Raw genomic sequence first — 23,591 nt, forward strand, 5'->3', positions numbered from 1 at the left:
TCTGAGATACGAAAATGGCTATTAAAATTGCATCTTCAGCACGTCCAAAACTCCCTTATGAGCACCCAAACATAGAAATTTACCAACGCTTATTTAAGGAAAATATCATTCGACGATTAGTCAGAAAATCGGCTTATCGTCGCTATGATAAAACGATCACTGACTTTTTTAGTGATGAAAATCGGTCACTTTTCTCTTTATGTGAAATGCTGACACAGTATGTCACACAGGCTTTTCATCATTACCAAGTCTGGGGTTACTCTCATGCTTATTATCCAGGAAGTCCGGGGCAACAAACGGCAAGAACTGATGCTCTTGAAGGTGTTAGCAGAGTACTTCCTCTACTTGCTGCATGGACTGTTAGTAGCAAAAAAAGTACGTTGATGGGATTAAATCAGCAATCTTTCAACTTACCTTTAATGATCAAACAAAGCTTTATTCATGGCACTGATCCATTTCATAAAGGATATTGGGGAAAACTTGAAGATTACGATCAACGAATTTGTGAAGCATCTGATTTAGCGCTTACTCTTTGGATAAGCCGTGAATGGGTTTGGGATACATTAACACCCGCCTCACAACAACAAATTATGACTTGGTTCGAACAAGTTAATCACTGTGAAATTGTCGATAATAACTGGCATTTCTTTCCTCTTACTGTCCAATTTGTCATTAAAGCACTTACAGGAAAAGACACAATTGCCCATTGGCGCTATGAAAGATTAAAAGAATTTTATGTTGGTGATGGATGGTTTCGTGATGGTGCAAAAGGTAATTATGATTACTACAATGCGTGGGGTTTTTACTATTCGCTGTATTGGTTAACGAAAATTGATCCTCAATTTGATACGGCATTCATTACTCAATCACTTAATACCTTTAATCAGCACTACCTTTATTTTATGACACCAAAAGGTATTCCTTTTTTTGGTCGAAGTGCTTGCTACCGTCTTGCGGTTTCTGCTCCATTGTTAGCAGGTGTCGATTTACACTGTCCGTCAGTGAAAGTAGGTGAGGCAAAACGCGCTTTTGAAAGTAGTCTACGTTATTTTATTTCTCAAGGTGCATTAAAAAATGGCGCTCCGACTCAAGGCTTATTTACTCACGATCCCCGTTTAGTTGATAACTACAGTGGTCCTGCTAGTAGTTTTTGGTCATTACGCGCCGTGATTATCGCGCTTTATTGTGCTGATCGTATCAATTTATGGCAAACGCCTTCACTTCCTTTGCCTATCGAAAAAGATAACTTTCGTTTTGAAATTCCATCTATCCAAGCTTTAGTAACTGGAGTGAAAGCAACACAAGAAGTAAGTGTCATTTTTTGTGAGGATTATACGGAGAAACAAACACCGTTAACTCGCCGTTTAGAAAAACAGACCTTAGTACAAAAAGTCGCTGAAACCGTGATAGGGCAGTCAAGACGACCGAAAAACAACTTATTACGCAAAGGGATCACCTGTTATAGTTCTAAAATGGCCCATTTTTTCTAGTTACCTTTCATTTGCTTTCAGTGCGAAGGCAATAAAAATGTGATTTAGATCTTTTACCTTTCTATTTCTTTCGTTTATTATGATTCGTAATTAAACGAAAGGTGAGAGGCAAACATGTATCTGGTTTCTACTCGTAATATGCTCAATAAAGCACAGCGTGAAAATTATGCTGTGCCTGCTTTTAATATTCATAACTTGGAAACAATTCAAGTTGTGATGGAAACGGCTGCTGAGATGGCATCACCTGTTATCTTAGCTGGTACACCAAGCACGTTTGCTTATGCAGGTAGTGATTATTTAATCTCTATTTGTCAGCAAGCTGCAGAACAATATCGTATCCCTGTTGCCCTACATTTAGATCACCATGAAGATATTCCTGATATCTGCCATAAAGTCATCTCAGGTGTGCGATCCGCAATGATCGATGCCTCTCATTTTCATTTTGAAGAAAACATTCGCATCGTCAAAGAAGTGGTCAATTTCTGCCACCATTGGGATTGCACTGTAGAAGCTGAATTAGGTCGTCTTGGAGGACAGGAAGATGATCTTATCGTTGATACAAAAGATGCCTTATTCACCGATCCTGATTCAGCGGTACAATTTATCAAAGCAACAGGAATTGACTCATTAGCTGTTGCAATCGGTACTGCACATGGGATGTACAAACATGAACCTCATCTCGACTTTGATCGCTTAGAAATTATTCGTCAAAAAACAGACATCCCTTTAGTTCTTCATGGTGCATCCGGTATTCCTGATGAAGATGTGCGCCGTTGTATTGACTTGGGTATTTGCAAAGTTAACGTCGCAACTGAACTGAAAATAGCTTTCTCTAACGCAATCAAGCAGTACTTCTTGGATAACCCTGATGCAAGTGATCCTCGTCATTACCTTGTGCCAGGTAAAGCTGCAATGAAAGCAGTGGTTGCAGATAAAATTCGTGTCTGTAAAAGTGATGGGAAACTGTGAAAAAAAATAGAGCTGTCGCCATTATTGGCGAATGTATGATAGAGCTGAGTGGTCAACCTTTTTTACCACAACAACAGCGCTTTGGTGGTGATACGCTAAATACAGCGCTGTACTTAGCGCGACTTATCCCTACATTATATCCTCGCTATATGACAGGTTTAGGCACTGATACTTACAGTGCCTTAATGCAAAAAGCATGGGAAGAAGAAGGAATTAACTGCCAGTCTGTTATTACTATTCCCGAAAAACTTCCCGGCCTATATGCCATTGAAATCGATATTTATGGTGAGCGTAGCTTCCACTATTGGCGTAATGATGCAGCGGCACGTTATATTGCCACTGATAGCCGCTTTGTAGCACATCTCAATGCTCTTCCTGATAATAGTGTGATTTATCTCAGTGGAATTTCTCTTGCTATTTTAACGCCGGAGGGAAAAGAGTCTCTACTCACACAATTAATCCACCTTAAACAGCGTGGGATCACTTTAATTGTGGATTCAAATTATCGACCTCGCTTATGGGATTCAATACCTCGTGCACAAGAGTGGTTTGAAAAATTGTACAGACTTAGCGATATCGCTTTAGTTACGGGTGATGATGAGCAAATGCTTTGGCAACAACCCATTTTGACAGAACAAGATATTGCACAACGCCTTCATCAATGGGGCAATCAAAACGTGATTGTCAAACTCGGTGCTCATGGCGCTTTCTGGTCTAATAGAAAAGATACTGGTTATGTCTCTCCGAAACCGATTGATTCTATTGTTGATACAACTGCAGCAGGCGATTCGTTTAATGCTGGTTTTATTGCTGCTTGGCTACAAAATCACAGCTTACCAACTTGCTGTTTATGGGGAAATACATTAGCCGGGCTCGTTATTCAACATCACGGAGCCATCATTCCTCACAAAGTCACCGATTCATTCTATACATTAATCAAGGATAACCATGACACAGTCAATTGTTGATACACTTTCCTCACTGAAAGTGATCCCCGTGATCCAAATTAATCGCGCTGAAGATGCAATCTGGCTGGGTGAAATTCTAACCCAAAATCAATTACCTGTTGCTGAAATCACCTTTCGTACACCTGCAGCAGTTAAAGCGATTAAGCTAATGCACGAGCATTTTCCTGAGCTTATTTTATGCGCAGGAACAGTATTAACAGCACAACAAGCAGATATGGCAAAAGAAGCCGGAGCAAGCTTTGTCATTTCGCCAGGTTATAACCCAAGTACAGTTGATTATTGTCTTAATAATGGCATCGACATTGTGCCGGGAATTAACAGTCCAAGCCAAATAGAAGTTGCCCTTGAAAGAGGCCTAACCTTAGTTAAATTCTTTCCAGCAGAAGCCTCTGGCGGTGTAAAAATGCTAAAAGCACTTGCGGCACCTTATGCACAAATGCAATTTATGCCAACAGGTGGAATTAGTTTAAATAACGTAAGTGATTACCTTGCTATTCCACAAGTTGTTGCTTGCGGAGGAAGCTGGATTGCCACAGCTGATACGATTGATAAACAAGATAAAGAAACCATTGTTAATCATATTCAGAATATCCACTCATTACTAAAAACACATAAGGGATAAATAAAATGAAACAGGTTGCCGTTTTATTAGCTGATGGATTTGAAGAAGGTGAAGCTGTTGTTTTTATTGATATCATGCGCCGTCTTGATATTCATGTTGATGTGCTTTCTTGCATGGATACCTTGGTATTAAATACTTATTTTGAAACTAAAATCAGTGCTGATTTTCTATTAACTGAAAAACTGACACACAGTTATGACGCAATAATGATGCCGGGTGGCCCTAAAGGCACCGATCGTTTATGCGCTAACGAGCACGTTATTCAATTTATTAAACGTCATATTGCCGAAGATAAATATATTTGTGCGTTATGCTCTTCTGGAGCAAAAGTATTAGCAGCACATCATCTTCTTGAAGGTCGTAATTACAGCACAGGTGATAAATTAGCAGATAAATATGACGATGGTCATTATCTTGATCAAGATGTTGTTGTAGATGGTAAATTTATCAGTGCAAAAGGATTAGGCGTAAGTTTTGAATTTGCTTTTACAGTAGCTCGCCATTTATTAAGCGACAATACAGAAAAAGTAGACTGGCAAGCTAATCATATTTACTTTAAACACTGGCCGTTAGACTACCTAAAATAGCTAAATTAATTATTATTAACGATATAAGGGGGATTAACTCCCCTTTTTATACCTATAAAAGTCATTGTCTATCACACTAAAAACACTAATCTAGTCATTAATTATCCTCTGCTTATTTCTCTCTATGTATACATAAAAAAAGCTGTATATTAATCCATCAAAAAAAGACTATTAACACTTATTTTGTTTCATTTAATGGAAGAAAATACTGTCATAAAGAGATTTATAAATTATTTTTAATTTTATAAATCAGAAATAAAAAATTAAATGAATAATTTTAATTTATGCTTATAAAAAATAGTTATTAATTATAAAAAACAGATAAAACAGTAACAATTCGAGATCAATATATTTTAATAATAGTACAAGTAAAAACTTTTTATTCTGATTATTAATACTTAATAAAATAAGTATTAATCACTATAAAATAATAAGTGTAAAATATTACGCTTATTTTAATTCACTCTCTTCATTTCTATTTCCTTTAACCTTGAGTTCTTAAAAGCCTTAGATAAACTAAGCTACTTAGGTGATGTCGTTTTTGCGAATGGTGAAGCGCGTCTTTACTTTAAGTTACGCCCAGGTACATCACCAGACATCATGCAAACCCATCTAATGATAGATAAACAGTCTCTTATCTATGATAACCAACAACCTCAATGGCAACGCTTTATTTGGCCGGCTGATACCGTTGCCTCTGGTGCATCACTCAGTTGGATCACCACTAACACAGGTACACGTATTTATGGTGATTATCGTGGCGTCTGGGGCATTATTCGTTTATTAGAAGATGCCAAAATTGCCCCTTATGCCGGTAGCACCAGTAGTTATTCTGTCAGTTGGAAAACCTTAAATGGCCAGTCACTCAATTACACTTTAAGAACAGAAATGGGCGAGGGCCCAATCGCACTCTTACAACTACGTAATTTTGTTTTACCGGAAAAGATCTTTTTAGATTAAATAAAAATCACATTCCCTATTATCTCAAAAGGAAATACGCTCACTATGTCCTTATTGGATACCTTAATTTCATCATATTTTGCTGATGATACAAACAAAGTGCAACAATTTGCTCAACAACAAATCGATTTATGGGATCGTTGGTTATTACCAATTACTCCTAATCAACCTGTGGGTGATGATCCCAATTATGAAGATGACTTTGAGCGAATGAAAGAAGAAGTCAATAAGCTCTCTGGTGCAGATACTGAACTGATTTGCTTATTGGCTGAAAACTTATTGCTCAATTCCTGCAAAGATGTACGAGTTGTGACTTATTATATTTGGGCACGCTTGCACAAAGAAGGTGAACACGGACTTGCCGATTCTTTAGGGCTTTTAAGTGGATTGCTTATTCGCTATCACGACACGCTATTACCTAGCCGAGCCACGAGTAGGAAGTCTGCTTTAGAGTGGTTATCAGGACAACGCGTTTTAGATAGCTTATCACTTTATCCTGAAGTCGATCGTCAGGAGTTTTCTCGTATTATCGCCTTATTAGCCACCATTGAAACGGAGCTTGAAACATGGAATGAAGCTGAAAGACCACAGCTTGCAGGATTATATCAAGCTCTCGAAAAACGCCTTGCTCAATCTGGTGGCACAAGCTCATTAGTTCCTCAAAATATCAGCAGAAATGAATCCACTTATAACTCATCTTCAACGCCACCTTCTTTATCACAAAGTACGCCAATAGAGACAATACAATCAGGTCGTGAATTATTAGATCAATCTAAAATGCTTGCTAACTACTTACGCAATCAACCTAATGGCTGGTTAGCAGGACATAGATTAATGAAAGTAGTGAGATGGGATACGCTTCATCAACTTCCCCCACAAGATCAACAAGGTTGTACTCGCCTTTCTCCCCCAAGAACAGATGCAAGATCACAACTTAAACGCCTTTATTTACAACAAAGTTGGGGAGAGCTTGCAGAACAAGCTGATAAGCTTTTTGCAGAAGGTGTTAACCATTTTTGGTTAGATGTGCAGTGGTATCTCTATCAAGCACTCAGTAAATCACCTGCTCCTTGGAATGCATGGTCTGATGTTATAAAAAACGATTTAAAACAGTTTCTTACTCGTCTTCCTGATTTAGAAAAACTGTCATGGGAAGACGGCACTCCCTTTGCCGATGAAGTAACATTAAGTTGGATAAAACAACATGTTATGGAAGAAAACTTTGATGCTATGCAAGGTTTATCAAATAGTTACTCTCATCAATCTGAAGATGAACCAATATTGGCATTAGAAACTGAAGCCATCACACAAGCGGATAATGAAGGTATAGAGATTGCATTAAAATGGCTACAACATCGTCCTGATATCAGCACTTCAAGGCAGAAATGGTTATTAAACCTCGTTATGGACCGAGTAGCAGAACAATTTGCTCGTCATGATTTAGCATTAAATTTATTACGAGAGCTTGATAAAAAAGCGCTTTCGATGTCATTAACACAATGGGAGCCTGACTATATTTTTGAAGTGAAAGCACGACAACTTCATCTTTGCCGAGCAAAAATCCAACGTAACACCTCAGATAAGCCCCACATAGAACAACAAATGGCGCGGCTACTCAGTGAACTAACCGCTATCGATCCCGTTCGCTCTGCGATTTTATATTTCTAATCTTTTACTCGACAAATCAAGGTATCAAATTAATGGATGATTTAACCCTTCGCTATTTTGATGCAGAAATGCGCTATCTTAGAGAAGCTGCCAAAGAATTTGCACAAGCACACCCCGATAGAGCTGCAATGCTCGATTTAGATAAAGCAGGTACGCCCGATCCTTTTGTTGAACGCTTATTTGAAGGCTTTGCTTTTTCAATGGGGCAATTGAGGCAAAAAATTGATGATGATTTACCTGAATTAACAGAAGGACTTGTTAGTTTATTGTGGCCTCATTATTTACAAACAATTCCTTCATTATCAATCATTGAATTAACGCCAGATATTCAGAAAATGAAAATGACCGATAAAATATCGGCTCAATTTGAGGTACTTTCTCGTCCTATTGGTCCGAAAAAAACAATTTGTCACTATCGAACAACGCAAGATTTAACGCTAAATCCAATAAAAATAGATACCGTTAATTTAACAACTGAGCCTGATGGACGTTCAGTTATTCAGCTAAAATTTACATGCAGTGAAATAATTAACTGGTCTGAAGTTAATCTTCATAAACTTTCATTTTACTTATCTGGTGATATTCCAACAACCAATGCACTGCATTTAGCATTAACTAAACAAGTTTCAAAAATTTATTTAAAACTTCCTCAATCAAAAGACAGAATAGCGGTACCTCTCTATTTTTCACCGGGGGGATTTAAGGATACGGATGCCCTTTGGCCTAAAGGTGATGCCACATTTAGTGGCTATCAATTGCTACTGGAATATTTTTCTTTCCGTGAAAAGTTTATGTTTGTGTCACTTAATGGATTAGGTGATATCCGTTTTCCTGAAGAAACATCAAAATTTGAGTTAAATATCGTTCTAAATACTTTATGGGATAGCTCGCTCGCACTAAGTGATGAAAATATCCGTTTACATTGTGTTCCTGTTATTAATCTTTTCAATATAGAAGCAGATCCCCTCACAGTAAATGGATTGGAAAGCGAATATTTATTACGTCCACGTCGTATTCAAGATGGGCATACCGAAATTTATAGTGTGGATAGCGTACATGGCTCTCAACGAACAAATGAATCTATTTATGTGCCATTTACTAGCTTTCGTCATCGTGGTGGCATGCTACGCCATAATGCGCCAGAACGTTATTATCATACCCGCGTTAAACGTAGTGTTGCGGGACTTCATGATACTTGGCTTATTTTTGGGGGGGAAAAACAAGATCTTAATTTGACTACTGAAACAGAAACACTTTCATTACAACTCACTGGCACTAATGGGCAATTACCTCGTAAAGCACTACAAAGCACGTTGCTTGATAGAACAGAACAAACCTCACAAATACCATTAACTGTACGTAATTTATGTAAACCCACTTTACCGCTTTATCCACCTTCAGAAGATCGCTTTCATTGGCGAGTGCTCAGCCACCTTGGTTCAAGCTTTCTTAACATGATGGACAATGCGGAAGTACTTCGAGGCACACTCGCACTCTACGATTGGCGAGATGATGATATGAATCATCGAAAACTTGATGCCATTATTCATGTTGAACATCATTTAATTGAGCGTTTTGAGAAAGGCTTTTTACAACGAGGCATTGATATTGAAGTGACATTAGACAGTAATGGTTTTAATGGTGAAGGAGATATGCATTTATTTGGTGAAATGCTTAATCGCTTTTTTGCACTTTATGCCGATGTACATCTCTTTAATCAATTAACACTGATTATCTTACCAACAGGAAAACGCATTCAATGGAAAGAGATCCACAATCCACAGCTACCCCGTTAATTGAGGCTTTAGGCGAAAAATTACCTTATGTTAATTTCTATCGCTTTTGTCAATTACTTGAAAAAACCAGCCCCGGATCACCTGAATTAGGAAGTTCTCATGATCCGAAAACCGATCCCATTCGCTTTCGTCCACATCGTGGTATGGGTTTTCCTGCGACAGAGATCAAAGGGACTGATCCTCTAGATAAATACCGAAAAAGCACAATACCAAGTTTACATACTACCTTTTTGGGACTTTATGGTATCACATCACCACTTCCAACATCTTACCTTGACGATATTGCACAATATCGAGATGGTACAGATTCACTAACTGATTTTTTAGATATTTTTAACCATCGCCTTACGACTCAGTTTTATCGGATCTGGCGCAAATACTCTTATCCAGCCACGTTTGGGAAAGGTGGATCAGATAAAACATCACAATATCTTTATGGTTTAATTGGTTTAGGTATTCCGGGCTGTGCTAATCAGGTGCAATCCCCCCCTATCTCGCTTTCTAGCATTATTAGGAATATTACGCCTACCTACACGCACGGCGGAAGGAATTAGTGCATTAGTAAAATTATTAGCACCATCGACAAAGGTCAATATTATTCCTCATGATCCACGAAGAATAGCACTAGAGACTCCCACCGCAATGTCATGTTCATCCCCTATTACATTAGAAAACAAACCCGTTTTAGGCAGTTATGCCATAGACGTAAATAGCCAAGTATTAATAAAGTTACATACTGGAAATAAAGATGAAGCAAAAGGTTGGCTACCTGATGGCAGTATTTATCACGATTTTATGGCATTGCTTCGTGTTTATTTAGGTTCTCGCGTTAATGCACGGTTACGCTTAACACTACCAAGAGATTTATTACCTGATGCAACACTAAGCACCTCTAAAAGCCAAGGAGTGCAACTGGGTAGAACTGCAGTTATGCGACCTTATAACATTATTGAAAGGCCGCCAACTCCCTCTTTTATCACCATCACCCTTGGTTCTTATCAACATCTAACACTTCGCACTCAACATTATAAAAGTGATGAATATGGCAATTATCAATTTTAAATCGCAAATATTTCTTTCTCGCACTCTCCAATTGGCACTGTTATTTATAGCAATATTTGCAATCGCAGGTTGTGGTTTAACTCAAACCATCAGTGATGGTACTGTCTCTTTAACTAAATCTATTTTCTATAAGCAGATAAAAGTACTGCATTTAGATTTTACCGCACGAGAAGCACTTAATACTGACGATAACGGCTCTTCACTTTCCGTTATTGTTAGAGTATTCCAACTAAAGTCAGCAGATACTTTTAATGATAGTGATTACCTCTCACTATTTAATCAAAATAACGATGTTTTAAAATCCTCTTTATTAGCACAAAAAGATTTACGCATTCGCCCAGGTGAATCTATTTCTTTAGATATGCCAATGGAAAAAGAAGCAGAATTTGTTGCAATTGCGGTAATGTTTCATACTCCTGATGAGGCTAAAAATAATTGGCGGATTGTTATTCCTAAAAACAAACTCGATCCTGATAAAGCACGTAAAATTGAACTTGCTGAGAATACACTTACATTACAAACTTTGGATAAAAAATAACGATGCCATAACCCTCTCTCTATGAAATGCTAACGGGTTATTTTTCTGGAGGATTGCCTGTTGACACTATCTCCGAAGAAGACCAAGTTATTTTGTCTGTTATGGATAATATTCGTCGAATATTAAACTCACGTGCAGGAACCTTAAAACATTTGCCTGATTATGGCTTACCTGATATGAGTAAACTTATTCAAGGATTACCAGGAAGCTCACATAAAGTAATGGGAATATTATCAAAAACATTACTCAAGTATGAGCCTAGAATAAAATCAGTAACACTAGGTATATTACCTGAAAATGAATTTGGAAAATTATGTTATTCTTTAGATATTGAATTACACGAAAAAGGACTTATACGTTATGGTACTGAGTTTTCTCCTGATGGACGAATATTTCTCCATCATTTGAAAAAACAATTTAAATTATCACAAATATAATCTTATTTATTCTTAGTCTGTTTTTCTTTGTTTAACTTGATTCTATAAAATTTAGACCTTAAATTAACTTGAGGCTTCTATGAACTCTTATTTAGATTCACTTCCTATTGGGGGTGATCCTCGTGTATTTAATCAATTTCTTGCTATTAAAGAAGAGCTTGATAAACGTTTTCATCCAGCACGCCCTGATATTAATTGGCAATATATCCATGAATTATGTATCTCTTTATTTAATCAAAATGGGGTTGATCTTCAAACCGCCTCTTGGTTTGTCGTATGCCGTCAACACCAAGCTGGACTTGATGGCCTAAATGAAGGGCTTTACCTTATTCATAATATATTAACTCAACATTGGCAAACATTATGGCCAATACAAACACATACTCGTATCAATATTCTTTCATCCTTAAGCCAGCAGTTAGTCTCTGGTATTCGTGGTACAACTTTTATTTATTCCGACTTATCTATTCTTTATCAAATTGAAGAATTATTAAAGAATATCAATCATCACCTTCAAACATTAGAAATTAAACATCTTGTTCAATTTGATTATTTAGAGAACTTAGTTTTTGCTCAAGCGCGGCAATTAGAGAATGCAGACACATTAGATAGTAATTTTAACGTTCCTGAATTATCCTCCACAGTCAATAAAGAAGAAAAGCCATCTGAAATTATCGATACGACTTTATCTACATCTTCTACACCCCCAAATATTAATGAAAGTATTACACCACCCAAAACCTATATATCTTCATCCATCTCATTACAGCCTCCCATAAAAAAGACATATCGACAAGAGTTATGGCGAGGGATTTTAATTGGTACACTAACCAGTAGTTTATTTTTTGTTATCCTATTTTATTTTTGGTTATCTGAATTAAAAAATAACAATCTAACAGATGCATTTCCTTATATTCCAACCATTAACGCCCATGCAGGCTCTCTTATTGAACAACAAACCGCAAATGGTAGAAACATAATAAGAACGCTCAATTCTGAACAGATTGATGTGATACAACAACGTTTAGATGAACTCGCATTACTTTCTCCCACATGGGCACAGAGTTATGGACTTGAAGTAATCAGTTATTTGAATGCGCAGTATGAAGATAATCCAGAGCTTTTATCATTTACGCAGCTTTGGAAAAATAATCTAAAAATAAATGCCACCACGGATGAACAACTCAATCAATGGTCTAAAGGTATGGCTGAACTCGACGGATTAAGCCAAAGGCTAGATAGTTTTGATGGTAATCCTAAAAACTACATAACAGGCTCTGAATTAAAATCGATCATTTTTAAAGCTCGTCAACATTTCAATCAAGCCAAACCCTTAGAAGAAGAGCTACGCTTACTTGAAAAGCAGCCAACACAAAATACAGTTTCAGATTATGAATATCAACAAATAGATAATCACTTTAAACAACTATTAAATCGATATTCGTTATTGCGCTCTAAATAAGGAAAATAATATGTACTTTATAAGAAGCTTAATCCTTATTACCACTGTTAGTTTATTAAGTGGTTGTATTATGGGGTCACCTTATGGAGGGGTTATCTTTGTTGGTCCTATAGATTTAATTAGAATAAATCAAGAAAGGAGTAAAGAAGTAAATGATTATTACCAAAATAGAAAAACTATAATAATGAAAACAGAAATTACATTAACACAAGAAAATCTTCTACTCTCCAAAAAAAATATTGGTGTGATTGAGTTTATATTACCTGATGATAAAGAATATACCACATCATTAAATCTTGATTATCGTGATAATACCATGTACAAAATAATATCCAAGGTCCCCGTAACTATTAGTAATGAAAAAAACAGACTACCATTAATAGATTATGGGAAAATAGATAAACGCTATTCAGATTACCAGTTATACTCTGCAAATTTTAGAATTTCCTCCCGTGGAAAAGGCTATTTTTATATAGAGATATTTTTTAATAAAGAAAATTACTTCCCTTCATGTACATTCCATAGCAAAATTAAAAATGATCTTGAAATCCCAATATTAAAAATGAAATTTAAGGTAGGGAATAGTAAATATCAAGATAAAGAGATTATCTGTACTCAATCTGAGTTATAATTAAAGAACTCAATCTTATATTAATAAATTAAAGATAATCATTAAATAGATGGTAAAAATATAATAAAAGTAACGATTTATTACAAAATAACTTTTAAATTAAGAATTAAAAAGGTAGGTAATAATAAAATCACAATATTAAGTCATCAGTATATAACATGATTAAACTGTCACATAATGACTAAAAAGGAATGGTTATCATTATAATCAAGAAAATACAAGTAAAAATACGTATTTTTAATCACTAAAGCAAGAAAACAATTAATAAGATTTATCTTTATTATAAATACGTATTACTAAAACACACCTTAATTACATTCTGTTTCAATTATCAACACTAATAAATATTAATTTTTAATAAACTAATTGTAATAAGTTTTGTTAATTATTTAGATTGTAAGGTGTTTAAATGAATATAAAAATGTTTGTTATTTCATTGCTATTGGTTTCTTTTGGCGCACAAGCATTGATTATTAATGAAAATAACCCACCCGAGTATCAATCTTTTAAATCAAATTATTCTGATATGATTGAGTTGGCTAATAAATCACGTTTACCACATAGGGTATTCTATACTTCACCAAGTACAGGTAGAAATGCACTATGGTTTGATGCTGTAAAACATGGTGATTTAAATGAAGTCAAAAAGATGCTTGCCAATGGGCAAAACATTGAAGCAAAAGACACGGGAAGCCTAGAACAAACAGCGCTAGGATGGGCAGCGTTTATTGGTGATGAAGAGATGGTAGAATACCTCATCTCTCAAGGTGCAAGCCTTTGGGCTACGGATAAAGACGATGTTTATAATGTTTTTAAATCAGCAGTTTTAGGAAATAATGTCAATGTGGTAAAAAAAATTCATGACCTAATGAGAAGCGATATCGAGCTCAATAACCAAAGAGTAGAAGGCGATGGTGAAACATTTATTATGATTGCAGCCAGAAATAATCGTCTTGATACCGTAAGATACCTTATTTCTAAAGGTGCAGATATTAATCTTGTTACTACTACACAAGATAAATCTTTATTTTCTTATAACCACAGTGCGTTAAGTTATGCTTGCCAAAATAATCTTAAAGATATGCAGAGACTGTTGATCAGAAACGGCGCTATAAATCATATAACAGGTACAACATCTTGCCATTAAATACACAAAAGCCATCCTATAATAAGATGGCTTTTGTGCTATTAATCATTGAGTTTTGAGAAATAGAATCTTAATTAAAACAACTAAAAAACGATTAAATATATTTATCAGAACTCAATATAAACAATATTCCAACAATATATTTAAACTACTTTTTTCTTTCTAAATATAACTATCTCACTTGGCTGTGTTATCGACTGCTTATCCTCAAAAACCATAAAATCTGTTTTCTTAGCTTCTAAGATAAGACTTTGAGGTTTGACACCAAGTATATAAGAAATAGCAATCAATTGATCTACTGTTATTTTTAAATGCCCATCTTCTAATTGAGAATAATGTAGCATACTTATTCCCAATCTTTCAGACATCTCATTTTCTGTTATTTTCAATTGTCTTCTTATCATTTTTATTCTATTCCCAACTTTGGTGTTAATCATCCCTTTACTCTCCTTCTTTCATTAGATGATTACATCGATAAAACACCGAATTATAGTTTATAAACCATCAAAGCATAAACTGAAAATACTTAATCATTAGCTGTTGGATAACCGTAACATTACTTACTTTTACTAATTCTGTTAATAAGGTTATTCCGATATTTTAAATTTAAAATAATTTACATTTCTATATGTTATTTTAATATAAATCAGATTTGGAGTAACACAATAGTATTAAATATCGAATATGTAATTAATAGATATCAATAAGTTAGATGATTTTTAGTTGTGATTTTATAGAAGAAGAGAGATTTACTCTGAAAACCATAGATATAATCAATGATTTTTTTATGTGGGTATACTTATTATTAATTAATAATAAATATTATGAAAATATATATTGGTTATTTATTAGATACAATAAATTTAACATTTATAATGTTTTTATTCTTTAAGTTTTATAAAAATAGAATTTAAAACTGGTATCTATCTGCGGTTTAAAATAAAACTGCAGATGTTTTATTTTTTCTTTAATTCAATTTCTTCATCATAAAAACGCAATTTTACGGGTTCACCTTCTGCATCTTTAAAAATTAATCGCAATTTTATCGCTGTTTTACTTGGAATATTTACATCTTCCTGAATACCACCTAAATATGCTACAAAATCATCAGCATCTATAGCATAAATATTTTTCTTTTCATTTAAGTTTGTTAAACGGATAAGAGAGTCAGAGTTATTTTTAACAGCAAGAGTGACTAAATAATTATTTCCACCCGTAGACTCAACAGAAAGCACTCTAACTGTTGTGTATTTTTTCAGATTATCTTTATCATAAATAATGACTGCACCGTCTACACTGCTACCAGATTGACGTCCTTCGTCAATTCCATCCTTTAATCCAGATAGTGCATCTTTACTTACAATAGTTAAACTAGATGTGAAAGGTTTTACTCCCTCTTTTATTGCACTTGTTTCTTGGGTTTCTGTCGCTAATGCTGCTGATGAAAAAAGTAATATTATGCCTACTAAATGTGTTTTCCTCATTATGTCCCACCTATCAAATTAGGACTTACTTATAAAAATAAATATAAACTTATTTTTCCTTCTATGAATTAATGTAATATAAATAAATCATAATCGTGAATTAGATATATCCTAAGTACAAAAACACGCCTTTTATTTAAATAATAATTTTATAAAAAATAAAAAGCCTGATTTCGATAAAATATCGAAATCAGGCTTTTTAATCTACTGAATAAACGCCCCCAATTTTATGGAGCCCCTTCAAATTTGAAGGTTTTTTCTAAACTAGAACGATTAGAATCTGTAAAGGCTAAATGGTTTTGGATCTAAAACAGGTTTTTTACCAAGTAATAAATCGGCTGTTAACTCTGCTGATACTGGGCTTTCTGTCATACCCCAACCTGTTGCAGTATTAATCACTAAACCTGGGTACTCTTTAACTTCTGAAATAATTGGATTCTCATCTGGTGCGATAGCCATTGCACCACTCCATTGATCAATTAATTTCGATTCTTTAAAGGCAGGGAATTCTGCTTTTAATTTTTCTAATGAAGCATTTAACTCAGGTAAATCAGGCAATGCAGTCATATTTCTAAATTGTTCAAACGGAGAAACTTCATCTAAGTTCCAATGTGTCGATTGCATAAATGAATTGATTAATTGTTCATTTAAAGAAATATGCACAGGGAAATCAGGTAGAGCTAATAATGGCAGATATTTATAACCGTAAGTGAAAGATTCTTTCACTACTGGTGCCACAATAACACGAGGAGAAGTTGCATAAGTACCATCAGCTTGTTCACGGAAGAAAATACCACCCGGTAAAGCGACGTTACCACCCGGTGCCGTTGGTGAACCACTGATTAACTGTTGAGACTGATATGCAGGCAGGGTTGGAACATCAACATTGAGATTTTGCATAAATAGGCGTGACCAAACACCACCAGCAACAACAACTTGAGAAGTTTTAATTGCCCCTTTCTCTGTTACAACATCAGAGATCACACCTGCTTGTGTTTCTAAGCCACGAGCCGCACATTGAGTGTAAATTCTAACGCCCATTTTTTTGGCGTATTCAGCCATAACGAAGGTTGCAACTTCTGGATCGAAGCTACCTGAATCTTCTTCAAAGCCTGCAATTTTCCAATCTGTTGTCGCGCCACGAAGACGTTGATTTAATTCAGCCCCTTCAATAATTCTGGTTTTAAATGGAATATCTGAGCCAACATTCTTACTTCTTTCATCAATCCATTTTCTTACGTTAACTAAATCTTCTTCATCAAGAGGAACTTCAACGCGACCTTGTGTACGATAAGTAGTATCAACACCTACTTTTGCATTCATTTCACGCCAGCGATGTTTGCCCAAATGGTGTAATAAGAACGTTTCATCAGGCATTTTATAGCTAATCGCTTGACCATAGAATCTTGAAGATTGCTCACCAGCGATGTTACCTTTCTCAACGATCACAACAGATAAACCACGTTCTACAAGATTAATCGCTGTCATAATACCAAGAATACCAGCGCCAATAACAACAACATCAGCTTGTTTTGGTAAAGCGCCTTCAGTACCTTCAACAAAGCCATGTCTTGGCGTACCCGGAACAAAACGCCCTTCGCGAGTTAACATTGGTGTCAAAATACCCGCACCAGCAGCGACAGCCACTACTGTTCCACCAATGATAAATTTTCTTCTAGATATCGCCATTTTACACGTTCCTTTTACTCAATGAATTATTAGCATTAAAACAATAACGATATCTTATTTCATTTGTAAACTATTAGTAAAGTATTTGTAAATCTTTTCATCTATTTTTTTCTTGAAAGTCCGTACTATTTAATTTACTTATACAAAGAAGGGGATTAATTATCATTTTGTTTTTTATCGATTATTTAAGTGTATTAAGTAAAATAAAAGCATATCAAACTAGTTGTTTTCTTGGTTTTTTCATCAAAATATAAAATTTTTCACTATTAAAGACCTACAAACCTTTTGTTAAACATCAATTGATTACACATTTAAATTACAAATAAACAAGCTGGGTAAAATAAATTGATTAACAAATAATCCACAAAATCACTGATGTTACTAAAACAATAAGTTGAGTACATAACAAGGGACTGGTTATTCGAGAGTGACTCAGAAGAAAATAAGGAGCAAAAGAATGGCTAATATGAACTAAAACACAAAACAACCCACTAATATAAAAAATAATTTTCAGAATAAGTTATATGCAAACAATTATCATATTTATAAACCTCAAGATATTATTCACTATCTCTTACTTTTGAATTTCCATAATAAACTGGAAAATCTAATTTATCGGTATACTCTCTTAATTGTTGATATGCCTTATTCCAATCATTAATAAAACAAAATGTCACACTGCCATCTCTAAATCCTCTATCAATAATTCCATCACTAGTAAAAAAATAATCATTTGATATTCTAGGTACTGATTTAATCACAGAGGAAGTATTAAGATAATAAGAAAAGATGTTATATTCAGTGTAGGTGTAACCTCTTTCTTTTGTATTTTTAATATCTTTTAATATCCAAAAAATAAGAATGGAAAATAAAGTCAGTAGAAATAATGTAATCCAATATCCTTTTTTCATATTTTCTTCCTACTGTCTTGGTATTCTTAATATTCTATTTAAAACCTTATCACAGTAGCTCTATAAATACTGAAATACTGTGGCTTTTTGTGCTTAAACAGAATGGTATTCTCTAAATACATTGAACGATAACGATCAAGAATATAAATTCTATCAAAACGCATATCTCATTGAATGGATGTAAGATCACTAAATTTATATGAAAAATAAAATACTCGTTAGTGCTTGCCTGATGGGATTTAAGGTTCGTTATAACGGCACAGAAAAAGCACGATTAAATACAGTACTTAAACAATGGCAACAAGAGCAACGATTAGTGATCCACTGCCCTGAACTTGCAGCTGGGTTACCAACGCCCAGAGCCTCAGCTGAAATATTAGGATCTGATGGTTATCAAGTTATGCAAAATAACGCAAAAGTGATTGAAAACACGGGTAATGATGTTACTGCACATTACCAACTTGCAGCATGGCTTGCTTTGCTCACAGCTTTAGATTCTAACTGTATCGTTGCCCTATTAACCGATAAAAGCCCAACCTGTGGTAGCCAATATATCTACGATGGCAATTTTTCTGGTGTGACAAAGCAAGGTGAAGGTGTTGCAACAACCTTATTACGTCAACATGGTATAAAGGTATTTTCTGAAAATCAGTTGGATGAATTAATTGGTTGGATGGAAAACAGGGATAAAGAAAACACTATTTTATGATAAAAATCTGAATAGCTAATAGCTTTAATCAAATAACCATTTGAAAAACATTAAGTTATTCTTATCGAATACGGATCGTCATCCATCGTTTCAAACAGGCTCTGCAAAATGGAGTCTTCCATTCTCGCTAACCTCCAATTAACTCATATTATTCTTAATTAACACTCTTATTTCGTCATTAACAAACAAAAATACTACTAAATACTAATGTAATTTATCTAATTATTTGATTTAGGTAAAACGGTTTAAATCTTTTAATAAATAAAAATTAATAGGTAACAGCTATTAATAATCTATTTTTGATCGTTCATATCGATCTTTAAGTGTTTTTACGGTAATCTCTTTTAAAAAGAGGGATTAATATGAGTTCAATTAATATTGTTGTAGGTCAGAGAATTAAACAGAAAAGAAAGCAACTAAAAATAACAGGTATCGAGATGGCAAGAAGGCTTGGTATCAGTCAGCAACACTATTCGCGTTTGGAAAATGGGCATCTTAAGATAACCGTCGATCAGCTTATTGCTATTGCTTTAATATTAGGAATATCGCCACAAAGTTTGTTGATTACACCCGAAATAATGTCACCAATGCTAAATGCTTGGGCTGAAACAACTTTGTCATCGAATGAGATTGTTGTTTCAAGAAATAAGAAACGCCGTAATCTTAGATAAGAATGCAATAATATTGTTTAACGCTATCTAACTTAATATTTAAACTACTTTAGTTAAAAAAATCGTAATTTTTTATCTTTTTTTATTTTAAAAAATTTCATCTATTTATAAAATCAATCGCTTGATTTGTTGTTAAAATAAATAATCAATTGTTAATATCTTTCGGAATTGAATATTTTAATCGAAATTCTGGAGCATTAGATAATTTTCGATTAGATCCTTTCATCAAATAAGCCGCTATTTCTTCTGATGATAAATCATCGACCTCTTCAATATTAAAATACTCATCTGGCCAATAAATAAGATCTGAAGAAAAGGATTTGAAGTTTGCTTTGAGTAACTTCATTGCATAGGAATGTTCAGATTCACTGCCTTCAGCTAAACATATAAAATCAATAATATTAATTAACTCTTCATAAGTCAGGTCATCTAAATATTTGACCTGATTAAACGCCATTTTTGTAAACTCTTTTGCGCTTGTCCAAGAATTATAATCACGAAAATCTGAAAATTCACAAGGTGTTACTACTTGTGTGTTCCAATTTTTCATCATGGTTTTAATATCAGGATCGTCTTCAGTTGCACCATTATCAATTTTATTAGTTATCTTCCGTAGTAAATCGATCAACTCATTAAGTTTAGCTTTACTTCTTTTTATTGGTTTCAATCTGTTAGGTAAAGGCATATTTTATTCCATTTATACTTTTTTTATTGAATTAGTATATCTTAATATGGTTTTTATTAGCTATTCTTTAACTGTTTAGTTTAACCTATTATTATTTAATCCTCTATTCCAACTATTTTTCTCTAAAATATTTTTACTATTTAAATATTACATTCCGTTATTAGTATATCTATTAATTACATCTCATATCAGTAAAATAGAGATTAATTAAATCAACATTCCATTAATAATACCACAAAGAATAAGGAGATGGAAAATATAGAAATGGTAATTTTATTACAGATAATGAAATATCGACTAGAAAAAACAAACGCATTATTGCTGAACGGATTAATGAGGCAGGCTAGAAGGTATGCTCACTTAGCACCCAATCATTTAACTGAACATGCAAAGCAAATAGACACCATTTCCGGAACTTGCGTCCCAAATACGTCCCACTTAAGAAAAGTAGAGAATTTTAAATGATGGTAACTCATTGAGTTTAAATGGTACGCCCTACAGGATTCGAACCTGTGACCTACGGCTTAGAAGGGCGTTACATACTGATTTCATTGAGTTTTATATAATTTCATAAGATTTCATCTTTTTGATTTATAAGGATTTATATACCTTGCATGATTTCAGCTAGTTTCATATCATTTCTTCGTTACTTGACCCGTTACTTGACCCGCAAACAACCCGTAAATGGAAATTAGTTATGGCTAGCGTATTACTGACTGATAGTAAAATACGAGGACTGAAACCAAAGAAATCTGCGTATTATACTTGGCAAGCATCAGCGACTAGAGGAACCGGACGCCTTGGTGTAAAAACATATCCATCTGGAAGAAAAGTTTTCGTCTACCGCTACTTCAAAGATGGAAAAGAGAAATTTATATCGCTTGGTGATTACCCTAATTTATCACTAGCAGATGCAGCAGTAAAATCCGTAGCTGCAGCTACAGAATCATCATCCCCTGAGAAAATTAAATATGAACACGCCACTGTAAAACAGCTCTTTGATGATTACATTGAAGATCAGAAACGACAAGGCAAGCGCTCATATGATAAAACTCAAAACAGACTAAATCAGGTTCTAGATAGTAAACACATTGATGCGTCTATGCCTGCAAAAGATGTGACTCCAGATCATATAAAAAGAATACTTTCTGAGTTTATCTCCCGAGGTGCTTTAGCTGGCTCAAATAAGGTAAGAGCAAACCTACATGCGGTATTCAATTTCGGTTTATTTGCCGATAATGATCCAGCAAAAATAAACGAGCGCGTTATTTATGGGTTGGAGCGAAATCCTGTCACTGTGGTTCCTAGACAAAAAGGTGCAGATAAAGCGTTAGATAGGTTTTTATCATGGGATGAGCTGAAGCTATTATTAAAGCTATTCAATAAGCCCACCATAGAATGTCCTATTAACTCAGATTATGCGCGCCTATTTCTATTTTGCGTTTATTCTGCAGGACAAAGACCATGGGAGATTCTGGCTAATACTCGCGACAATTGGGATAAAAAGAACAATACATTAACGGTTCCGCCCCACATTTCAAAAACAGGCGATTTTCATGTAATCCCTTTGGTTCAACCTGCTATTGATATTCTGAATATCCAAGAGCTATTGTATCCAACATCAAATTATCTTTTCCCCGCTGATACTAAAGAAGGACATCTATTAACATCTGAATATGCTAAACAATTAAATAAATTTTGTAAGAAAAATGAGTTTGATAAATTCACGCCTAGAGATGTAAGAAGAACATTTAAAACATTGGCTGGAGAAATGGGAATAAGTTCTGAGTTAAGGGATATGGTACAAAACCATAAAAGGCCAGGAGTTTCCCAAAAACATTATGATAGATATGATTATTTAAGAGAAAAACGAGAAACACTTGATGCATGGTGTGAAAAGCTATCGTCGCTAAAAGAAGTATAGTATTTATATATCATTTAAATTCCTTATTGTAGGATAGATGTAACCTACAATAAGGAACACTAAAAATGAGAATGACCTCACGCAAAAAAGAGATAATGGAATTATTTAAACCTGACAATATTGAATGGGTAACAAGTGAAATTGGCGCCCCACCTTTCGACGTTTCAGGTGTAGCTTATATGCTTAAAGGAATGGATTCTTTTGACAAGAAAAGCATTCTTGAATCTACCCGTAGAACATTAGATAGCATGGTAAAAGATGGTTTGTTAGAAAAAATATCCAGCTATGAGAGACGACAAAACAAACACCAAGGCTCAAGTTCATCACCTGGTGTTCGCTGTGTCGTTAGTCGGTATGGCTTGCGTGGAAAGTGTCGTCTTATGAAATACGAAAATGACGGGGAGGTCTTTATTGAAGGTAAGTACATCAGAATTGATTAATCCAAACAGCCCATTACAAAAGACACAAAGAACTTATAATATTACGGCCACTATATACAAAGCTCTTTTCTCAAATGATAAGTTTGTAATAATAAAAAATCTTATCAGGCGCGCCGTAAAACCCCGTCCTTCAGAGCGGGGAGGATGTCAAATCAATACTAATATTAACCAGTAGCTGTTTGAATTTAAAAATACAATACCATGTCATTTTCCTCTAACCTTCGTTCCCCTTCATATTCTTCTAGCACATACAGATGTAGTGTATGCCTACCATATAAAAAGTTTTATTTTAATAGATAAAAAAATATTTTTATCTATTATAGAATAGCCTTGTAACTCTTTGCGTTATAAAAGCTAATTACAAATTATCTATAACGGAGATAAAAAATCATGGGTACGCTAGATTTCATCATCGGGCATAAAATAAAACAAAAAAGGATGGAGCTAAAATTAACAGGTAAACAAATGAGCTACAAGCTCGGAATAAGCCAACAACATTACTCTCGGGTAGAAAATGGAGGCGTGAAAATTACCGTTGAACATTTATTCTCTATCGCGTTTGTTTTAGGAGTCAAACCTCAAGAACTATTACCTAATTATAATTTTTCAAATGAAAAAGAGATAATTAAAGCAAAACAATCATTATCAGCAGAAATCATTATGCCAATAAAGAAAAACGACATGTATCCTACATAAATATAGACAGGTATTTATTTTATTAAAAATAATGTGAACCATTAA

At 34.4% G+C, this 23,591-nt stretch carries 21 protein-coding genes and 4 pseudogenes; 20 read left to right on the forward strand and 5 right to left on the reverse strand.

Annotated features, from left to right (window positions below):
• Nucleotides 1-14: 14 nt before the first annotated feature.
• The 14 genes and pseudogenes from NBG71_RS09410 to NBG71_RS09475 all read left to right on the forward strand — a co-directional run bounded on the left by NBG71_RS09410 (nucleotide 15) and on the right by NBG71_RS09475 (nucleotide 14,337).
• Nucleotides 15-1,490, forward strand: coding sequence for a DUF2264 domain-containing protein (locus NBG71_RS09410; protein WP_250916796.1), 1,476 nt, complete (start codon nucleotides 15-17; stop codon nucleotides 1,488-1,490).
• Nucleotides 1,491-1,604: 114 nt separating this feature from the next.
• Nucleotides 1,605-2,459, forward strand: coding sequence for a tagatose bisphosphate family class II aldolase (locus NBG71_RS09415; protein WP_075673682.1), 855 nt, complete (start codon nucleotides 1,605-1,607; stop codon nucleotides 2,457-2,459).
• Nucleotides 2,456-3,427 carry a sugar kinase gene (locus tag NBG71_RS09420; RefSeq protein WP_250916797.1) on the forward strand — a complete coding sequence of 324 codons (972 nt, stop codon included), beginning with the start codon at nucleotides 2,456-2,458 and terminating at the stop codon, nucleotides 3,425-3,427. The genes NBG71_RS09415 and NBG71_RS09420 overlap by 4 nt, the downstream gene beginning before the upstream one ends.
• Nucleotides 3,408-4,049, forward strand: coding sequence for a bifunctional 4-hydroxy-2-oxoglutarate aldolase/2-dehydro-3-deoxy-phosphogluconate aldolase (locus NBG71_RS09425; protein WP_075673680.1), 642 nt, complete (start codon nucleotides 3,408-3,410; stop codon nucleotides 4,047-4,049). The genes NBG71_RS09420 and NBG71_RS09425 overlap by 20 nt, the downstream gene beginning before the upstream one ends.
• A 5-nt stretch (nucleotides 4,050-4,054) precedes the next feature.
• The gene (locus NBG71_RS09430) at nucleotides 4,055-4,636 is read left to right on the forward strand and encodes a DJ-1/PfpI family protein (RefSeq protein WP_075673679.1); all 582 of its coding nucleotides are present in this window, start codon (nucleotides 4,055-4,057) and stop codon (nucleotides 4,634-4,636) included.
• A gap of 477 nt (nucleotides 4,637-5,113) precedes the next feature.
• A pseudogene (locus NBG71_RS09435) lies at nucleotides 5,114-5,596 on the forward strand (type VI secretion IcmF C-terminal domain-containing protein); the annotation flags it as partial.
• 45 nt (nucleotides 5,597-5,641) lie between these two features.
• Complete coding sequence (gene tssA, locus NBG71_RS09440) at nucleotides 5,642-7,264, forward strand: type VI secretion system protein TssA (RefSeq protein WP_250916798.1); 1,623 nt, start codon at nucleotides 5,642-5,644, stop codon at nucleotides 7,262-7,264.
• A gap of 32 nt (nucleotides 7,265-7,296) precedes the next feature.
• A complete protein-coding gene (gene tssF, locus NBG71_RS09445) occupies nucleotides 7,297-9,060 on the forward strand; it encodes a type VI secretion system baseplate subunit TssF (RefSeq protein ID WP_250916799.1) in 1,764 nt (587 codons plus the stop codon).
• Nucleotides 9,024-10,122: pseudogene (gene tssG, locus NBG71_RS18865) on the forward strand (type VI secretion system baseplate subunit TssG). Before tssF ends, tssG begins: the two are co-directional and overlap by 37 nt.
• Nucleotides 10,103-10,660 (forward strand): type VI secretion system lipoprotein TssJ, encoded by a 558-nt coding sequence (gene tssJ, locus NBG71_RS09455; protein WP_371317008.1) that lies wholly within the window; start codon nucleotides 10,103-10,105, stop codon nucleotides 10,658-10,660. Before tssG ends, tssJ begins: the two are co-directional and overlap by 20 nt.
• An 11-nt stretch (nucleotides 10,661-10,671) precedes the next feature.
• A pseudogene (gene tssE, locus NBG71_RS09460) lies at nucleotides 10,672-11,097 on the forward strand (type VI secretion system baseplate subunit TssE); the annotation flags it as partial.
• A gap of 79 nt (nucleotides 11,098-11,176) precedes the next feature.
• Nucleotides 11,177-12,559, forward strand: coding sequence for a VasL domain-containing protein (locus NBG71_RS09465; protein WP_196563983.1), 1,383 nt, complete (start codon nucleotides 11,177-11,179; stop codon nucleotides 12,557-12,559).
• A 10-nt stretch (nucleotides 12,560-12,569) separates the two neighbouring features.
• A complete protein-coding gene (locus NBG71_RS09470) occupies nucleotides 12,570-13,190 on the forward strand; it encodes a hypothetical protein (RefSeq protein WP_211838209.1) in 621 nt (206 codons plus the stop codon).
• A 409-nt stretch (nucleotides 13,191-13,599) separates the two neighbouring features.
• Nucleotides 13,600-14,337 (forward strand): ankyrin repeat domain-containing protein, encoded by a 738-nt coding sequence (locus NBG71_RS09475; RefSeq protein WP_180272991.1) that lies wholly within the window; start codon nucleotides 13,600-13,602, stop codon nucleotides 14,335-14,337.
• A 143-nt stretch (nucleotides 14,338-14,480) separates the two neighbouring features.
• Here the strand turns inward: NBG71_RS09475 and NBG71_RS09480 are convergent, their stop codons facing one another.
• The 4 genes from NBG71_RS09480 to NBG71_RS09495 form a co-directional block, all read right to left on the reverse strand.
• Entirely contained in the window at nucleotides 14,481-14,774 is a 294-nt protein-coding gene (locus NBG71_RS09480; RefSeq protein ID WP_075674116.1) for a helix-turn-helix domain-containing protein, read from the reverse strand.
• A gap of 519 nt (nucleotides 14,775-15,293) precedes the next feature.
• On the reverse strand, nucleotides 15,294-15,821 hold the full coding sequence (locus NBG71_RS09485; RefSeq protein ID WP_159363515.1) for a hypothetical protein: 528 nt from the start codon (nucleotides 15,819-15,821) through the stop codon (nucleotides 15,294-15,296).
• Between the two features lie 273 nt (nucleotides 15,822-16,094).
• Nucleotides 16,095-17,510 carry an NAD(P)/FAD-dependent oxidoreductase gene (locus NBG71_RS09490; RefSeq protein WP_075674162.1) on the reverse strand — a complete coding sequence of 472 codons (1,416 nt, stop codon included), beginning with the start codon at nucleotides 17,508-17,510 and terminating at the stop codon, nucleotides 16,095-16,097.
• A 560-nt stretch (nucleotides 17,511-18,070) separates the two neighbouring features.
• Nucleotides 18,071-18,421, reverse strand: a complete 351-nt coding sequence (locus NBG71_RS09495; protein ID WP_250916801.1) for a hypothetical protein — start codon at nucleotides 18,419-18,421, stop codon at nucleotides 18,071-18,073.
• A gap of 199 nt (nucleotides 18,422-18,620) precedes the next feature.
• Between NBG71_RS09495 and NBG71_RS09500 the strand changes: the two genes are divergently transcribed.
• Both NBG71_RS09500 and NBG71_RS09505 read left to right on the forward strand, forming a co-directional pair.
• The gene (locus NBG71_RS09500) at nucleotides 18,621-19,130 is read left to right on the forward strand and encodes a 2-thiouracil desulfurase family protein (protein WP_211838207.1); all 510 of its coding nucleotides are present in this window, start codon (nucleotides 18,621-18,623) and stop codon (nucleotides 19,128-19,130) included.
• Nucleotides 19,131-19,492: 362 nt separating this feature from the next.
• Complete coding sequence (locus NBG71_RS09505; protein WP_075674159.1) at nucleotides 19,493-19,801, forward strand: helix-turn-helix domain-containing protein; 309 nt, start codon at nucleotides 19,493-19,495, stop codon at nucleotides 19,799-19,801.
• A 145-nt stretch (nucleotides 19,802-19,946) separates the two neighbouring features.
• Here NBG71_RS09505 and NBG71_RS09510 read toward each other — a convergent pair whose 3' ends face one another.
• Nucleotides 19,947-20,486: a hypothetical protein gene (locus NBG71_RS09510; protein WP_075674158.1), complete on the reverse strand. Its 540-nt coding sequence runs from the start codon at nucleotides 20,484-20,486 to the stop codon at nucleotides 19,947-19,949.
• Between the two features lie 333 nt (nucleotides 20,487-20,819).
• Between NBG71_RS09510 and NBG71_RS09515 the strand changes: the two are divergent.
• From NBG71_RS09515 to NBG71_RS09530, 4 genes and pseudogenes are all read left to right on the forward strand, one after another.
• Nucleotides 20,820-20,951, forward strand: a pseudogene (locus NBG71_RS09515) (integrase); the annotation flags it as partial.
• Nucleotides 20,952-21,183: 232 nt separating this feature from the next.
• Nucleotides 21,184-22,410 (forward strand): tyrosine-type recombinase/integrase, encoded by a 1,227-nt coding sequence (locus NBG71_RS09520; RefSeq protein WP_250916802.1) that lies wholly within the window; start codon nucleotides 21,184-21,186, stop codon nucleotides 22,408-22,410.
• Between the two features lie 65 nt (nucleotides 22,411-22,475).
• Nucleotides 22,476-22,850, forward strand: coding sequence for a hypothetical protein (locus tag NBG71_RS09525; RefSeq protein ID WP_075674156.1), 375 nt, complete (start codon nucleotides 22,476-22,478; stop codon nucleotides 22,848-22,850).
• Between the two features lie 390 nt (nucleotides 22,851-23,240).
• Nucleotides 23,241-23,546 (forward strand): helix-turn-helix domain-containing protein, encoded by a 306-nt coding sequence (locus tag NBG71_RS09530; RefSeq protein ID WP_075674155.1) that lies wholly within the window; start codon nucleotides 23,241-23,243, stop codon nucleotides 23,544-23,546.
• The last annotated feature ends 45 nt before the right edge of the window (nucleotides 23,547-23,591 follow it).

It is taken from the genome of Proteus sp. FZP2095 (genome assembly GCF_023701425.1).
GTDB classification, from domain to species: domain Bacteria; phylum Pseudomonadota; class Gammaproteobacteria; order Enterobacterales; family Enterobacteriaceae; genus Proteus; species Proteus cibarius.

Excerpts from the sequence above, each read along its gene's own strand:
- NBG71_RS09520 (WP_250916802.1), top strand. The coding sequence starts at position 21,184 with ATGGCTAGCGTATTACTGACTGATAGTAAAATACGAGGACTGAAACCA.
- NBG71_RS09485 (WP_159363515.1), bottom strand. The coding sequence starts at position 15,821 with ATGAGGAAAACACATTTAGTAGGCATAATATTACTTTTTTCATCAGCA.
- NBG71_RS09510 (WP_075674158.1), bottom strand. The coding sequence starts at position 20,486 with ATGCCTTTACCTAACAGATTGAAACCAATAAAAAGAAGTAAAGCTAAA.
- tssJ (WP_371317008.1), top strand. The coding sequence starts at position 10,103 with ATGGCAATTATCAATTTTAAATCGCAAATATTTCTTTCTCGCACTCTC.
- NBG71_RS09470 (WP_211838209.1), top strand. The coding sequence starts at position 12,570 with ATGTACTTTATAAGAAGCTTAATCCTTATTACCACTGTTAGTTTATTA.
- NBG71_RS09525 (WP_075674156.1), top strand. The coding sequence starts at position 22,476 with ATGAGAATGACCTCACGCAAAAAAGAGATAATGGAATTATTTAAACCT.
- tssA (WP_250916798.1), top strand. The coding sequence starts at position 5,642 with ATGTCCTTATTGGATACCTTAATTTCATCATATTTTGCTGATGATACA.
- NBG71_RS09500 (WP_211838207.1), top strand. The coding sequence starts at position 18,621 with ATGAAAAATAAAATACTCGTTAGTGCTTGCCTGATGGGATTTAAGGTT.
- NBG71_RS09495 (WP_250916801.1), bottom strand. The coding sequence starts at position 18,421 with ATGAAAAAAGGATATTGGATTACATTATTTCTACTGACTTTATTTTCC.
- NBG71_RS09425 (WP_075673680.1), top strand. The coding sequence starts at position 3,408 with ATGACACAGTCAATTGTTGATACACTTTCCTCACTGAAAGTGATCCCC.
- tssF (WP_250916799.1), top strand. The coding sequence starts at position 7,297 with ATGGATGATTTAACCCTTCGCTATTTTGATGCAGAAATGCGCTATCTT.
- NBG71_RS09480 (WP_075674116.1), bottom strand. The coding sequence starts at position 14,774 with ATGATTAACACCAAAGTTGGGAATAGAATAAAAATGATAAGAAGACAA.
- NBG71_RS09490 (WP_075674162.1), bottom strand. The coding sequence starts at position 17,510 with ATGGCGATATCTAGAAGAAAATTTATCATTGGTGGAACAGTAGTGGCT.
- NBG71_RS09530 (WP_075674155.1), top strand. The coding sequence starts at position 23,241 with ATGGGTACGCTAGATTTCATCATCGGGCATAAAATAAAACAAAAAAGG.
- NBG71_RS09415 (WP_075673682.1), top strand. The coding sequence starts at position 1,605 with ATGTATCTGGTTTCTACTCGTAATATGCTCAATAAAGCACAGCGTGAA.
- NBG71_RS09430 (WP_075673679.1), top strand. The coding sequence starts at position 4,055 with ATGAAACAGGTTGCCGTTTTATTAGCTGATGGATTTGAAGAAGGTGAA.
- NBG71_RS09465 (WP_196563983.1), top strand. The coding sequence starts at position 11,177 with ATGAACTCTTATTTAGATTCACTTCCTATTGGGGGTGATCCTCGTGTA.
- NBG71_RS09475 (WP_180272991.1), top strand. The coding sequence starts at position 13,600 with ATGAATATAAAAATGTTTGTTATTTCATTGCTATTGGTTTCTTTTGGC.
- NBG71_RS09410 (WP_250916796.1), top strand. The coding sequence starts at position 15 with ATGGCTATTAAAATTGCATCTTCAGCACGTCCAAAACTCCCTTATGAG.
- NBG71_RS09505 (WP_075674159.1), top strand. The coding sequence starts at position 19,493 with ATGAGTTCAATTAATATTGTTGTAGGTCAGAGAATTAAACAGAAAAGA.